This is a genomic window from Tessaracoccus sp. (assembly GCF_016714275.1).
Taxonomy (GTDB): domain Bacteria; phylum Actinomycetota; class Actinomycetes; order Propionibacteriales; family Propionibacteriaceae; genus Arachnia.
The window spans coordinates 751,645-766,236 of sequence record NZ_JADJNP010000001.1 but is presented as its reverse complement, the minus strand read 5'-3'; the positions used below and the strand labels follow the sequence as shown (position 1 = coordinate 766,236).

The following is a 14,592-nucleotide window of genomic DNA, read 5'->3' as shown; positions in this document are numbered from 1 at the left end:
TCTGCTCAGCGACTCTCGTAACTGCGCAGCATCCGGTCGATGCCGCGGGTCAGGTCTACCTGCGCGCTCCACCCCAGTGCCTCAAGGGCGGAGCTGTCAAGACCCAGGTACTTGGCTCTGTTGTAGGCGCGGTCGTCGGCGTGCTCGGGGTTGGCGAAGATCCGCTCCAGGTTCCGCTCCGGCCGTGCCTGCGCGAACATCCGCGCGAGCTCGCGGATGCTGACCATGCCGTTCGCGTCGGCGACGTTGTAGACGCGCTCCGTTCCGATGAGCAGCGCGGTGAACATCCCGGCCACTGCGTCGGCGACATACGTGTAGGTTCGCATCGCGGCGCCGTCGCTGTTCAGGACGATGTTCTCGCCGCGGACGACATTTGCGGCGAAGTCGGCCTGGACGCGGCCGTCGTCTAGCGCCATGCCGGGGCCGTAGATGTGGCCGAATCGCACGATGCGGGCGTCGATGCCGTGCTGGTGCGCGTAGACGCTCGCGATGGTCTCCGCCGCGCGCTTGCCCTCGGAGTAGCTGGCGCGCGGATCGAGGATGTCGAAGCCGCCGTACGAGTTCTCCGGGATCAGCCGCACGTCGGCGGGTTGCGCCCCGTAGACCTCCGACGACGACATCAGCACGAAGCGCCCCGTTCCCTTCGCGACGCAGAGGTCGAGCAGCGAGAAGCTGCCGAGAAGGTTTGCCTTGATCGTGGCCACCGGATCGGCCGCGTGCAGCGCGGGCCGGGCCGCGCTGGCGCCGTGGATGACGAGGTCGAGCGGGCCGTCGAACGCGTCGAGGGCCGTCACGTCGGTGGCGAGGAGGTCGAAGTCGGGGCGGTCGAGGACCGGCCCGAGGATGCGCCGTGCCTTCTGTTCGTTGCGGACCAGGCCGACGACCCGGATGCCGGCGCCGAGGGCGTCGTTGAGCCCCAGGAGCGTGTGAACGGCGTAGGAGGGGAGCATGCCGTTGGCGCCGGTGACGAGCGCCGTCGCACCCGAAAGCTCGCCCCAGGGCAGGGCGCGGCCGACGATCTCGGCGACGTCCTCGGCGATGACGGGAGTGAGCGCCACCGCCATCACAGGCCCGCGATCTGACGCGTCTCGAGGACGTCGAAGTAGGTGCGGCACACGTAGAAGTCCTCCGCCGTGGTGATCTTGATGTTGGACCGGGGTCCCTCGACGCGGTACAGCGTCCGGCCGTGCGCCTCCATGAGCGAGCAGGAGTCGATCGAGTCGTGCTCTCCCTGGGCGACGGCGAGGTCGTATAGGCCGAGGATCTCGTCGAGGTGGAACGTCTGCGGGGCCTGCGCTGCGTAGATGTGGTCGCGGGGGATGACCTCGCTGATGGTGTCGTCGGAGCTGACCGCGACCGTCTCGTTGAACTTGGTGCAGGTTATGGCGTTGCCGCGCTCGGTCGCCGTTGCGATGTTGGCGGAGATGAGCTCGTCGTTGATTAGGGGGCGGACGCCGTCGTGCAGCAGGACGAGGGTGTCGCTCGGATCGTCGACGTCGGCCGCCACCGCGCGCAGCGCCTTGTGCCGCGACTCCTGACCTGTCTCGCCGCCGTTGACGACCCAGCGCGCCTTCGTGATCTCGTGTCGCCGCAGCAGCTTCTCGGTCATCGCCCGCCAGTCGGGGTGCGTGGCCAGCGCGATTGCGTCGATGTCCGGGTGGTTCTCGAACTTCTCGAGTGTGTGGACCAGGATCGGCTTGCCGTGGATCTCGAGGAACTGCTTGGGTAACGCGTGGCTGTTCATGCGTGTGCCCATTCCCCCGGCGAAGATGACGGCGACGTTCGTGGTCATGATCACCCCTGACTCGTGACGGGTGCGATGGCTTCTAGCGGCGGCTCGCCCAGGATCAACCAGTCGATGACCCGGTCTGAGGAGCGGGCGTCGATGTGGTCGAAGTTCTCCTCGCGGAACTTGTCGCCACGCCAAGTCTCGTGGTCGCCGTCCCTGAGAGCCGTGAGCAACTCGCCGAACGTGTGGCAGATCTTGCCAGGAGCGGTCTCGGCGTAGCGCCGGTGGAAGCCGCGTACGGCGGAGTAGACCTGCTCGTCGTAGGCGAAGAACAGCATGGGGCGCTTGAGGAGCGAGAACTCATAGATGATCGACGAGTAGTCGGTGATGAGGATGTCGGAGACGAGGAGGAGCTCGTTGCCCTCCGCGTAGTGCGACACGTCGACGAGACGGTCGCGCATCGAGTCAGGGATCGGGACGGGGCCGGGGATGAAGTGGTGCATCCGAAACGCGACGATGGTGTCCTCGCCGCAGAAGTCGTACAGCTCCTCGAAGTCGATCTGGCCGTAGTCGTAGCTGGCGTCCTTCAGCCCGCGTCCTCGGAAGGTCGGGGCGAAGAGGATGACGCGCTTGCCCTTCAGGTTCGGGAACCTCCGGTAGACCCGCTCGGTGGCCTCGGCCTGCCGTGCGGGGTCGAGGAAGGCGTCGATCCGGGGCAGTCCAGTCGGGATGACGGCCTCCTCCTCGATGCCGAACGCCTCCGCGTACACGTGCTTGAGGTGCCGCGACCCGGTGATCGAGTAGGTGTAGTGGCGGTGGGCGTTCCGGAGCGCAGGCGAGCCGAACTTGCCGAACCGGCTGTAGCCGATGCTCTTGAAGCCGCTGCCCGCGTGCCACAGCTGAATGTACTTGGCCTCCGGGTTGAGCCTCAGCCAGTCGAGCGGGGCGAAGTAGTCGTCGAGGAGGACGATGTCGGCCTGCGCCAGCTTCCTCAGCATCGCGATGAGCGTCTTGCGCTCCGCGGTCTGGGGTGTGCGGAAGGAGTACCGGAAGTCGAAGTCCTTCTGAAGGCCCCGCTCGACCATCCGGTCGCGGACGGCGAGCAGGTTGCCCTCCAGCCCATTGCGCTGCTCGGACGCGAAAAGGATCCGCGGCCTGGGCGGATTGCCCCCTGACCGCTGCATGGCCCGCCGTATTTGATGGGCCTTCAGCTCCGCGTCGTAGATCATTCGGACGACCTTGCGCTTGCGGACCCCGGAGGTGACGCCCTTCGCCTCCCTCCATAGGCGCTTGATCGGGTGGCGCAGCAGCGAGGGCTTGGCCGCAGGCCCTCCCCGGGAGAAGAGGTACGAGCGCATGGCGAGCAACGGAGCAAGCTCGTTCTCCGTGATGCCGAACGAGACGGTGTAGGCCTTCTTATTGTCCGAGAAGAGGAAAACGCGGGTGTAGTCGTCGAGGGCATCGACGGCGTCGAGGTCGCAGGTCGCGCCGATCTCCTCGCCGCTGCTCAGCACAGCGTGGAACTTCCACGTGCCGCTGGGAAGGAAGGTGCGGTTCCGGAAGGTCGAGATGTTGATGTGGACGACGTAGCTGTCGTCGCCCTCGCCCGACCACTCGACGTCGTGCCACTGGGTGACGTCGCGGATGAAGATACGGTCGACGGAGGGGACGTCGTCCGCCGCCGTCCCGTAGGAGGTGACCTGCAGGCGGATGGTCAGATGGACCCGTTCCCACTCGATCGCGGTGACGGTCAGGTGAGTGGCCATTGGGGGCAACCTCTCTCGGCATGTTCGTCCGGGGGGCGAGGGCAGAAACTACGGACCGACGAGCTGGGGCTGGCCCGTGTCGGAGCGCAGGGATGCTCGTAGGAACGATACAGGAGCAGCGGAGGCATCAGCTACGTCGCGAGGAGGGGGAAGTAGCGCCCCGCCCAGGCGCTGACGCGACGTGCTGCCGCAGCGGGCACGTCGAAGGTGGCGTTCAGGCAGATGACGGCGGCGTCGCGGTGCTCAAGTAGGCGGGGCAGGCGCCAGGTGAGCTCTTCGGAGGCGATGTCGGCGTAGAAGTGGCTGATCTCGCCCTTCACGGCGCGGCCCGTCGCCAGTGCGTAGTAGGCCAGCAGCGACGACGCCACGGAGAGGTCCGACGGGGCGCGAAACGGTGAGCACTGGGTCTCCCTGAACCGCTCCGCGGCCAGGGCCTCCAGCTCGCACGCTACCGACCGCAGCGTGGCGTACGGCGCATGCTTTAGCTTGAACGTCGCGCGCGTGCCCGTCGTCGCGGCGAGGACCTCCGCGTTGTTCTTCGCCGCGGCCACGACCGGCTGGTCCTCGAGGGTCGCCGCGCCGCCGGGGACGGACTCCTTCGTGAGGAAGACCCGCGGGCGGCCGTCGGTGGTGAAGTAGTCGGTCGGCTGTGCGTAGCGGCCGAGGAGGAAGTCGTCGTTGAAGTACAGATAGCGCTCCGCGAGCCCCGGAATGTGGTGGAGCCGGGACTCGATGGCATGCGAGTTGAAGGTTGGAAGGGCCGTGGGGTCGGAGAAGATCTCCTCGTGACGGACGAGGCTCACGTGCGGGAACTCGTCCGCGAGCCAGCGCGGCGACTGGCCGTCGGTGACCAGGTGGATGCGGCGGATCCAAGGCGCGTACCGGGCGACGGCGCGGAGGGCGTAGCGGAGCTCGTCGATCTGGGTGAAGCGGGCGTCGTTGGCGGCGGCCTCGTGCAGCGACTCATGGGTCAACGTCTGCAGCCGCTGCCGCTTCCGGTCCTGCCAGGCCGGGTCCGCGCCGTCGACCCAGGTGAAGACGGCGTCGATGTCGCCGAGCGCGGGAACCGAGGCCGGCGCCTCCCCGCGGACGAGGTCTATGCCGACATCAGCGCCGGCCAGGTAGCTGCCGGAGGGAGACGCCCACGTCCGGAAGACGCGGATGGCCCCCGGCTGGGGGCGGAGCCGTGTGAGGGGAGTGGGACCGTTCGCCTGCTGGGCGTGGAGATCGAGCGGTTTCAACGCGGCGATGACCACCGGCCAGGACGCGGAGGGGACGGCCACCGTCGGTGGGTAGGTCGCCGCGACCTCGTGCATCACGCCGGCCATCGTCAACGCGGCGGTGACCTCCGCGAGCGTGGCGTCGATCGCCTTGCTGCCGACGAACGAGGTCACCCGCCGGGCCGCGAGTGCCCGCCCGCCGAGCGTCGTCCACACCGCATCCGGCGGAGCGAGGCGCCGGTCGCGCGCCCGGGTCCACGCATGGCCCACGGCCTCCTGCGCTGCTTCGCGGGCGCGGAGGCCGCGATGGGCCGCGGTGGAGAGGCGCACGATCAGTCGGTGCCCGAGTCCATGGCTGAGCGCAGCGCAGCCGACTCCAGGTCGGTGTCCGGGGCCGCGGCGCCGAGCTCGGAGATCGCGGCGGACCTGCCCTGCTCGATGGCGCCGATCAGGTCCGCCTGGCCGGCGAGCAGCGTGCCCTGGGTGGCGTACAGCTCCAACTTCGCGCGGGAGTCGGCGATGTCGAGGTTGCGCATGGTCAGCTGGCCGATGCGGTCGACGGGGCCGAACGCCGCGTCCTCGACCCGCTCCATCGAGAGCTTCTCGGGGGAGTAGGACAGGTTCGGACCGCGCGTGTCCAGGATGGTGTAGTCGTCCCCGCGGCGCAGTCGCAGGTCGACCTCGCCGGTGACCGCGGAGGCGACCCAGCGCTGGATGGACTCGCGCAGCATCAGCGACTGCGGGTCGATCCAGCGGCCCTCGTACAGCAGCCGGCCGAGGCGCAGGCCCTCGGAGCGATAGTTCGCGAGGGTGTCCTCGTTGTGGATGGCCGACAACAGCCGCTCGTACGCGATCCACAGCAGCGCCATGCCCGGAGCCTCGTAGATGCCGCGCGACTTCGCCTCGATGATGCGGTTCTCGATCTGGTCGCTCATGCCGAGGCCGTGGCGCCCGCCGATCGCGTTGGCCTCCATGACGAGGGCGACCGCGTCGTCGAAGCGGACTCCGTTGATCGAGATGGGGCGGCCCATGTCGAAGCCGACGGTGACGTCCTCTGTCGCGATGTCGACAGAGGAATCCCAGTACTTGACACCCATGATGGGCTCGACGGTCTCGAGGGAGACGTTCAGGTCCTCGAGGGTCTTGGCTTCGTGGGTCGCGCCCCAGATGTTGGCGTCCGTCGAGTACGCCTTCTCCTTGGAGTCGCGGTAGGGAAGGTCGCGCTCGAGTAGCCACTGGCTCATCTCGTCGCGGCCGCCGAGCTGCGTGACGAAGTCCTGGTCCAGCCAGGGCTTGTAGATCCGCAACTGCGGGTTGGCCATCAGGCCGTAGCGGTAGAACCGCTCGATGTCGTTGCCCTTGTAGGTAGAGCCGTCGCCCCAGATGAACACGTCGTCCTCCGCCATGGCACGCACGAGCATGGTGCCGGTGACTGCGCGGCCGATGGGGGTGGTGTTGAAGTAGGCCTTGCCCGCGGACCGGATGTGGAACGCGCCGCATGCCAGCGCCGAGAGGCCCTCATCGACGAGCTGTGCGCGGCAGTCGACCAGGCGCGAGATTTCGGCGCCGTAGAGCAGGGCGCGACCAGGTACGGACGCGATGTCCGGCTCGTCGTACTGGCCGATGTCGGCGGTGTAGGTGCAGGGCACGGCCCCGGCCTCGCGCATCCACGCCACGGCGACGGAGGTGTCGAGTCCGCCGGAGAACGCGATGCCGAGACGCTCGCCGACGGGAAGGGAAGTCAGTACTTTTGCCACCCGGACATGCTAGTCGATGCCGACCCCCCCGACGGCAGGAGGGCACGCGTGCGGATGTTAGGCTGAAGTTGCGCCGATCGTATGCAACCCCCGACCGCGACCGAGCGTATTAGTCCAAAAGGGATTGAGATTCCGACGGCCGAGGAGCAGCCACACGGCGGCCCGACAGGCCGGCCGCGGATCTCTTGACGATCGGGGGACACCATGTCATCGCAAAGGACTGGCCGCGTGAAGCTGCTACGCCAAATTGTCATTGCCGCTGTGAGCGGCGCGCTCCTCGCCTCGGGTTCGGTCGGTAAGGCCGTGGCCGACGAGGGCGAGCCGCCAGTTGAGACGGCACCAGTAATAGAGATCGCGGTGTCGGCCACCGCGCCGTCGTCGGCGTACCTGCACAGCGCCGTCGCCGCGAAGGGAAAGGTCACCGTCACGAACGCGACGGGCGACGTCACCGTGCAGGCCCAGGCGAAGGTCGACGGCGCATGGAAGGACCAGGGCGCGGCAACCACCGTCGCCGCGGCCGAGGCCGGCTCGGCGTTTGTGCTGCCGCTGACCTACAAGACCGGGACGCTCGGCACCTCCGAGTGGCAGGTCGTCGCCGCGGTGCCCGCCAGCGGTGAGACCGCGGCCGTCTCTGCGACCTCCACGTCGTTCAAGATCAAGCGCCTCGCTCAGAAGGTGAGCATCACGGCCGCCACCCCTAAGCGGGTGGGGTCGACGGTCACCGCGAGCGGCAAGCTGACCGGCTTCGACGACGCGGTCACCGTCAAGGCCCAGGTCTACGTCGACGGCAAGTGGAGCACGAAGAAGACCGTCACCGTCAGGAGGGGCGCCGACGCGTACAAGGTCGAGTTGCCCTACGCCAAGAACAAGGTCGGCACGCGCACCTGGCGGGTGACGGCGACCTCCGGTTCACAGAAGGCGACGTCGTCGAAGGTCAAGCTGCAGCGCATCCCGCTGCGCGCCATCACGGCAAAGGCAGACCGGACGAAGCAGATCGGCTCGAAGGTCTACGCCAAGGGCAAGATCACCGGCTACGAAGGCAAGGTTAAGGTCCGCGCGCAGGTCAACCTGAACGGAAATTGGACCACGAAGAAGACCGTCAAGGTCAAGGTGAAGTACACGGGCACCTCCTACAAGATCGAGTTGCCGTACGGCGTGAACGCCATTGGCACCACGACCTGGCGTGTGCTCGTCGACGACGGCACCGCCGCGCGCAAGTCCTCGAAGTTCAAGGTCAGCCGCGTCGCCGGCACCATCGATTCGCGGTGCCTGACCGGCCGGACGCTCTGCATCTCGAAGAAGGACCGGAAGATGCGGTGGATGGTTGACGGCGTGATCAAGAAGACGTTCGACGCCCGCTTCGGCCACGTCACGAAGTACCCCACGCGCAACGGCTCGTTCAAGGTCTACTGGAAGTCGCGTGATCACGTCTCGTCGATCTACCACACGCCGATGCCGTTCGCGATGTTCTTCTCCGGCGGTCAGGCCGTGCACTACTCAGCGGACTTCGCCGCCCGTGGCTACAACGGCTCGTCCCACGGCTGCGTGAACATCCGCGACCGCTCGGGGATCAGGAAGCTGTTCGACCAAGTCCGCGTCGGCGACAAGGTGATCGTCTACGGGTGAGCCAATCAGGTGGGCCGGTGCGGAAAACGCACCGGCCCATTCCTATGCCACGGATCTCTCCGCGCTTCCGTAGGAGCGTGCTGGACAATCATTCCTCGGCTACGGCGCACCAGATCGGGCGATCTGCGACCCGCCAATACCTTGACGAGTGTGTCCAATATGCTTACGAGATCGGGGGGCGTATCTCATCCCGCCTGGCACGTCCTCGCCGGAGGAAGCGCTGTTCGACACCGACCACCTAGCAGGGGCCGATTTTCGATCCAGGGACCTCTTCACGTATGATTCTGCGCGGGCAAACGTCCCTGGGGGGCACGCAATCACACCCGACCTGGAGAGATACCTCGTGCGAACCGGCTCCCCCAAGCCCCTCTTTCGTCTGATCGGCGCCGCGCTCCTCACCGCCGCGCTCACCGCGACATACGCCGCCCCCGATGCGAATGCCGCCGCTTCCACCGACCTCAGCGTGGCTGCCGACGCGCTCGATATCGGCGGCACGTACAGCGTCGTGAGGCTCGCCGCGAGGACAGACATCACCACTGACCTCATCGCGGCGACCAAGACCGCGGCGAGTTCGAGCAAGCCCCGAGTCGTTGTGTTGCCTGTCGGCAGCTTCGCCGTCAAGAAGGCCGTTCGGCCCGCCAACCACGTGTACCTGGTCGCGCAACCCAACACCACCGTGACCTGGCGCGGGTCTGACAGTCACATGCTCCGCTTCGACCACGTGACCAGTGGCGTGTACGGCGGCGTGTGGGATGGTGCCAAGCGCGGCTCGGCGAATGTGTTCAGCGCCAGCGCTGCCAATGTCAACTACTCCGACCTCACCGTCAAGAACGCGGCCAACAACGGCATAGCCGGGTACAACGGCTCGACGCTCAAGGTCGAGGACGTCAAAGTCACGGCCAACGGGCGAGACGGCGTCTATATGCAGGAGACGAAGGTCACCGCTGTCCGCCTCACGGCGACCTCGAACGAGAGGACGGGTCTGATGCTGTCCAAGAAGTCGTCGGGGACCGTCAGCGGCAGCGCGCTCGACGGCAACGGCCAAGGCGTCTCGGGCAGCACCACAGGGAAGACGGGGCACGGGCTGGCGCTCGATGCCTCGGAGGCGACTGTGTCCTCGACCAGCATGTCGAGGAACAAGGTATGCGGCATCTCGTTGACCAAGAAGGCATCGATCAAGGTGACCGGGTCCAGCATCGCCTCCAATGGCCGGCACGGGGTCGGCACGCGGGGCTCCGTCAAAGGCAGCCTGACCAAGACGAAGATCACGAAGAACGGCTACAACGGGGTACTCGCCACCGACTCGGGCACCAAGATCACGCTCAAGAGCTCCATCATCGAGTCCTCGAAGAAGTACGGACTCTCCGTTCCGTCGAAGGGTGCGGCCACGCTCACCGGGACCACCGTGAAGGGCTCCGGGAATAGCAACATCTCCGTCTCCGGCGGCGGCAAGCTCACCCTGAAGGCGTCCAACTCGGTGACCTCCGCACAGGGGGATGGCATCGCGGTTACGTCCAAGGGGCGCATTGCGGTGTCGGGCGCCGACAACGTCGTGAGCAAGAACAAGGCCAACGGTTTGCGCTTGTCGGGCTCGGGTACCCAGGGCACCGTGGTCGAGAAGATGAGCGTGAAGAGCAACAAGCAGATTGCCATTCTCGTCCACGCGAAGGGCAAGCTCGAGACGGTTAAAAACTCGGTCTCCGGCGGCAAGAAGAAGGGTGTCGTCACCAGGAGCGGCGGCAAGGTGGTAAAGCTCTAGGCCGTTACCCCTTCTCGAAGGACGAGGGGAGCGGGAAGTACGCAGTCAGGAACTTCGTGATCTCCTCGTCGGTCATCGGATCTACATCCAGTAGAGGGGTATCGTTCAAACAGAAGAAGTCGCGATTGTGTTTCTTGTTGAGATCGTGAAGCTGGCCACGATCTCCGCTGTCCTTCGTGTTGATGTACTCGTATCGGGATGATCCGGCAACCGCTTGACCGGTAATCTGACCGTAGTAGTGGAAGAGTTGGTCCGCCGCGATGTCGTCGTGATGACGGAATGGATGGGACGAGGTCTGCTCGTAGCGGGCTCGGAAGGCATCCTCAATCTCGTACTGAACCGACCGCAACTGAGGGTGGGGGGTGTGTTTGATGGCCCGTGAGACTGTGATCCCGAAACGCTCTCGGAGGAGCTGCCTGATGTTTCGGGTCAGGTTCAGGTGAGGTTCGTCCTCGACCCGTGCCGGGGCGAATGGGCGACGGTTGTATGAGGCGAAGGCCTTGGCAAGGCCCGATGGTGTGAAGAACCGGTCAGGCGTGACCCAGCGCCCGAGGAATACGTCGTCGTTCATGAAGATGTAGTGCTCGGACAGGCCCTCGATGTGATGCAGCGAGGAGATGATCGCGTTGGAGTTGAACGTGGGTAGGTTCGCCGGGTTAGTGAAGATGTCGCGGTGGTCGACGACCTGGATCTTCGGGTTGGTGGTGTCCATCCAGGCGGGTACCTGGTCGTCGGTGACCAGGTAGATCTTGCGCACCCATGGGGCGAAGTACTCCAGCGAGCGCAGCGAATACCGCAGCTCCTCGTGGTCGGCGAATCGCGAGGCGATGGTGGCCTCGGGGTGGAACTCGAGACCGGTCGCCTCGGCCTCAGCCCGCGCCCGCTTTTCGCGCCAGCGAGGGTCGCTGCCGTCTACCCAGGTGTAGACGACATCGATCGGGAACGTCACGTCGTCGATCATCCGATCTAGGAGCACCCTTGGTGTCAGCGCCTCGACGCCGTGCCAGGTTGTTGTGGCTAGGTCGAACCCCTCGGCGGCGAGCTGCCTAGCGGCCCGGTTCTCGCGCGGAGCCATCAGGTATTCAGCTCCGTTCACTGTCTCGCTCTCCCACAACTCGACCTCGCAGCTGTAGTCGCCGCGGATGAGAAGATCGCTGCCGGCCACGGTGTACCGCTTGAAGAGCACGAAGACGGTGCTGAGCTTCACCAGCTCGGAATGATCGAACGTCGATAGGGGGGCCTCAGGCCTTGTCTTGTCCGGAAGGCGCACCCAATAGCCTCGGTCTGCCAACCGTCCCAAAGATCGCCCGAATGCCGCCCGATCAGAAGCCATGATGCCGACGATGCTTCGAATGCTCGTCTCGTCGGATATGAGCCAGGACGCGATGCCCTCCGCGGTCAGCGCGCTCGTGACGGCATGGAAGTTGTCGACCAGAATCTCGACCGGGAGCAGTTTCGTCTCCGGCGCAGGCGGTGTGGGCGACGGTTCTGCGTGGCGTTGGGTCGGGGCGCTCCTGACGCGCCGCCAGAAACGGTCAATGAGATCAGTCACGGTGGTCAACGGCATCGCGCGGCTGCCTTCCTCGTCATCGCGCATCCGGTCCCTCCGTCGCGCGGAGCCCGAAGCGCCGCGGCGCCTCGGCACGTCGGAGGCGCCTGCGATGCCCTTCGTGGAACAGGTCGAAGGTGCCGTATGTGATGACTCGGGTCAACGCATCTCCTACAGGGCCGGGTGAACTCTTGTTCCGAAACATACCGTGGGATCCGCTCAAGGACCGGACCCGTGGGAGGACCACTCCGCGCGCCGACCGGCCGTCCACCGCATGGAGATGAACAAACCTGAGTTCAACAGCGCGCCGGTGGCGTGGCGTGGACTGTGGTTAGGGAGCGGCGCGGGTCCTGAACAAGGAGAGGTTCATCGTGCCATTGGTCTCGGTGATTCTCGGCACAGACGCGGATGCGGCGGCGCTCATCTGGGCCTCTAGGCGCGCGTGGAGGGAGGATAAGGAGACGAAGCGCCTCGAACGGCGGTTGAAGGAGATTGCGACTCAAGTCGGGCCTCAGGATGCGGGGCCCGAGAAGGGTTGTCGGCAAAGGCGTCGTTCGTGCGGCGACCCGCTAGTCGATCCGCTTCAGGATCCGTCTAGCGGGTTGCACCTGGAACAGTGAGTTGATCGCGCGGAACACCCGCTCCGAGTTCTCGCCGTCGTTCGGAAGGAAGGTCTCGTCGACGCGACGCCTGTGCTCGTTCGCCATGCCTTCCACCGCGAGCCTTCCGATGTGCTCGGCGAGCACAGTCGGGGACTCCGAGACAGGGCCGAAGCCATCGCGTTCGTAGTCGAAGTAGCCCCGCTGATATATATGGCTGCCGCCGCCGTAGACCTCGTCGCGGTCGGACTGCAGGTACGCGACCGGGACGCCCGCATATGCCGCGTCGAAGGCGGTCGACGAGTAGTCGGTGACCCAGACGGCCGCGGAAGATACCAGATCTGAAAAGGGAAGGTCCGTCCAGGCGAGCAGCTCCATGCCGGGGTGCAGGGCCTGCATGGCCTCTCCAAGGCCGTTCATCGACGGGTGAGGAAGAAACGCGACTCCCATGCCCACGGGAAGGCTGCCGGGTGCGCTGAGCCGCTCGATGAGGGAGCTGAAGGACTGGAAGTAGGCGGAGCCGGTGATGTCGGCTCGCGCCCGCCACGCCCCGGAGAGGCCCGGCTCGGACTCGGCAAGGGACCTGCGCCACGTCTGCGAGACGACGACCCGGTTCTTGGGTGCAGTCGCCGCGTCCCGGAGGCGGTCGTGGCGAGGCATGCCGGTCAGCCTCGCCTCCAAGGGGGTGACCGTGTAGGGCGAGCCGAGGCCGCCGATGTCGGCGTGTTCCTGACGGGAAGCCGTGACCATGAGGGAGATGTCCTTGGAGTTGAACCAGGTGGACATGTCGTGCAAGGTGATGCCGTGCTGTAGGAAGACGAACTTCCAGTTGCGGTACCGGCGGAGCCCCCAGGGGAGCGGGTCGGTGATGAACCCATCGAGATGCGAGCTGATCAGCGCCGTGGCCTGTGTGAGAGCGATGTAGAACTCGGGGCTGTTGTGTTCGATGAGCCGAAACCCCTCGGCCTCCAGCCGACTCCAATCGGGGCTCTCCCCCGACAACACGAAGAACGCCTTCGTCTTCGGATGGGCCTTCATGATGTGCCGGTAGAGGTGCTCGGCGTTGTCGTTGGCGAGGCCGATGCGATCCATCAGGATCCAGCAGTCGCGGTACCTGACGTGGAGCGCCGCGGGAACCGACCCCTTCCTCAGAAGCTCGAGGTCGGACTCGGTGACTCGGCCCCCGGTCAACCTCCGGAGCACCTTTGCCGTGAACGTAGCGGGTGGTGCCACCCTCGGACGGGGGTGCGTCGTGCGGTACTGATCGAGCGCCCGCACCGCCCCGTTGGACGCGTCTCCCGGCACCCGCCCGCCCGCGGGTTCCAGCCCGTGGAAGACGCCGTCGACGGAGATGGCCGCGCTGCTCATGATCGGGACCCAGAAGGTCAACTGATGAGTGAGGGTCTCCCCGAAGGCCCTGACCGGCGCCACCGACATCATGGCTGGCGTGTGGCGCGCGCCGTTCCTCGACACCGTGACCGTCGGGTGCGGGTTCTTGGTGAAGCCGACGAGCTTCATGATGTTGCGCGTGTGGTCGACCGTCACCACGCGCAGCATGGGTGGCAACGCGACGTCTTCGTAGTAGCGCGCGATGATGCCCTGCTTCATCGCGGGCGATAGGTTGGGAGAGAGCGACTGGAGAATCACATCGGCGGCGATGTGGCCGAGAGTGTTAGCGAAGTCCGCGTCCAGCTGGCGGCAGATCTCGTCGTCGAGGCGCGAGCTCGGCTTGTTGTCGGAGGCCTCGGAGCGGAAGTACCACGCGATGTCGTAAAAGAGCAGGAACTGCAGCCATGCGGGCACTCGGCCGAGCGTCCGCATCGCGTGGTCGACAAGGGCCCGGTGCCCCGCGCGCGGCACGACGGTGTACTTCTCGACCTTGAGGTTCGAGATCTGGACCGAGGAGTCGCCCGCCGCTCGCACCCGGTAGTAGTACTCGGCGTTCGAGAGGTAGGCCACGGGGTCGCCGTCGCAAGCCAGGAGGTAGAGCGCCGTGAACGCGGCGTCCTCGAACACGGGGAGGCGCACGTCGAAACGCAGCGCCGATCCTTCGACGAGGTCCCTGCGAAAGAAGGCGGAGGCCGCATGCATGTGGAAATACTTGGGCAAGCGGTCAAGGTTCACGAGTTTGTCCTTGGCCTCGAACCGGTAGGCGAGCGGGTGCTTGAGGTCGTAGGTGTCGTCGGCCTCGAGATAACGCACCATTTTGGCGATGTACAGCCGAGCCTTGGCGAGCTCGGGGTCGCCAAGGGCCTGCGCGACGCTCTCCAGATACGTCGGGTTCACCCAGTCGTCCGGGTCGGTGAACGTGATCCACGCGCCCTTCGCGTGCTCCAACCCCAGGTTCCTCGCCGAGCCCTGCCCACCGTTCTCCTTGCGCAGCAACGTGATGCGGAGATCGCTGGTCCGGGCGAAGTCCTCGATGATTGCCTCTGAGTCGTCGGGCGAGCCGTCCGACACGAGCACCAGCTCGAACCGGTTGTGTTCGAGGCTCTGCGCGGCGAAGGACTCGAGGAATTGCCTCAGGTAGGGAGCGACGTTGTAGAGCGCCGAGATGACGCTGAAAAGTGGGCTCGCGTGAGGCATT

The 14,592-nt window shown here is 66.0% G+C and carries 9 protein-coding genes; 2 read left to right on the top strand and 7 right to left on the bottom strand.

Annotated features, from left to right (window positions below; translation table 11 throughout):
• Positions 1-5 precede the first annotated feature (5 nt).
• From IPJ61_RS03550 to argG, 5 genes are all read right to left on the bottom strand, one after another.
• Positions 6-1,058 carry an NAD-dependent epimerase/dehydratase family protein gene (locus IPJ61_RS03550; protein WP_297103129.1) on the bottom strand — a complete coding sequence of 351 codons (1,053 nt, stop codon included), beginning with the start codon at positions 1,056-1,058 and terminating at the stop codon, positions 6-8.
• Positions 1,059-1,063: 5 nt separating this feature from the next.
• Positions 1,064-1,792 (bottom strand): IspD/TarI family cytidylyltransferase, encoded by a 729-nt coding sequence (locus tag IPJ61_RS03545; protein ID WP_297103126.1) that lies wholly within the window; start codon positions 1,790-1,792, stop codon positions 1,064-1,066.
• Positions 1,793-1,794: 2 nt separating this feature from the next.
• Positions 1,795-3,495, bottom strand: coding sequence for a CDP-glycerol glycerophosphotransferase family protein (locus IPJ61_RS03540; protein ID WP_297103123.1), 1,701 nt, complete (start codon positions 3,493-3,495; stop codon positions 1,795-1,797).
• Positions 3,496-3,626: 131 nt separating this feature from the next.
• On the bottom strand, positions 3,627-5,045 hold the full coding sequence (locus IPJ61_RS03535) for a Stealth CR1 domain-containing protein (protein WP_297103119.1): 1,419 nt from the start codon (positions 5,043-5,045) through the stop codon (positions 3,627-3,629).
• A gap of 2 nt (positions 5,046-5,047) precedes the next feature.
• Complete coding sequence (argG, locus tag IPJ61_RS03530; RefSeq protein ID WP_297103116.1) at positions 5,048-6,472, bottom strand: argininosuccinate synthase; 1,425 nt, start codon at positions 6,470-6,472, stop codon at positions 5,048-5,050.
• Positions 6,473-6,700: 228 nt separating this feature from the next.
• Here argG and IPJ61_RS03525 point away from each other — a divergent pair, with 228 nt between their 5' ends.
• Both IPJ61_RS03525 and IPJ61_RS03520 read left to right on the top strand, forming a co-directional pair.
• On the top strand, positions 6,701-8,098 hold the full coding sequence (locus IPJ61_RS03525) for a L,D-transpeptidase (protein ID WP_297103113.1): 1,398 nt from the start codon (positions 6,701-6,703) through the stop codon (positions 8,096-8,098).
• A gap of 343 nt (positions 8,099-8,441) precedes the next feature.
• The gene (locus IPJ61_RS03520; RefSeq protein WP_297103110.1) at positions 8,442-9,857 is read left to right on the top strand and encodes a right-handed parallel beta-helix repeat-containing protein; all 1,416 of its coding nucleotides are present in this window, start codon (positions 8,442-8,444) and stop codon (positions 9,855-9,857) included.
• A 4-nt stretch (positions 9,858-9,861) separates the two neighbouring features.
• Here IPJ61_RS03520 and IPJ61_RS03515 read toward each other — a convergent pair whose 3' ends face one another.
• Together IPJ61_RS03515 and IPJ61_RS03510 are read right to left on the bottom strand one after the other, a co-directional pair.
• Positions 9,862-11,454, bottom strand: coding sequence for a stealth family protein (locus IPJ61_RS03515; protein ID WP_297103107.1), 1,593 nt, complete (start codon positions 11,452-11,454; stop codon positions 9,862-9,864).
• Positions 11,455-11,975: 521 nt separating this feature from the next.
• Entirely contained in the window at positions 11,976-14,591 is a 2,616-nt protein-coding gene (locus IPJ61_RS03510; protein ID WP_297103105.1) for a bifunctional glycosyltransferase/CDP-glycerol:glycerophosphate glycerophosphotransferase, read from the bottom strand.
• Between the last annotated feature and the right edge of the window lies 1 nt (position 14,592).

Bases quoted from the DNA above. Each gene is read 5' to 3' on its own strand.
- IPJ61_RS03545 (WP_297103126.1), bottom strand. From the start codon at position 1,792: ATGACCACGAACGTCGCCGTCATCTTCGCCGGGGGAATGGGCACACGC.
- IPJ61_RS03540 (WP_297103123.1), bottom strand. From the start codon at position 3,495: ATGGCCACTCACCTGACCGTCACCGCGATCGAGTGGGAACGGGTCCAT.
- IPJ61_RS03515 (WP_297103107.1), bottom strand. From the start codon at position 11,454: ATGCGCGATGACGAGGAAGGCAGCCGCGCGATGCCGTTGACCACCGTG.
- IPJ61_RS03510 (WP_297103105.1), bottom strand. From the start codon at position 14,591: ATGCCTCACGCGAGCCCACTTTTCAGCGTCATCTCGGCGCTCTACAAC.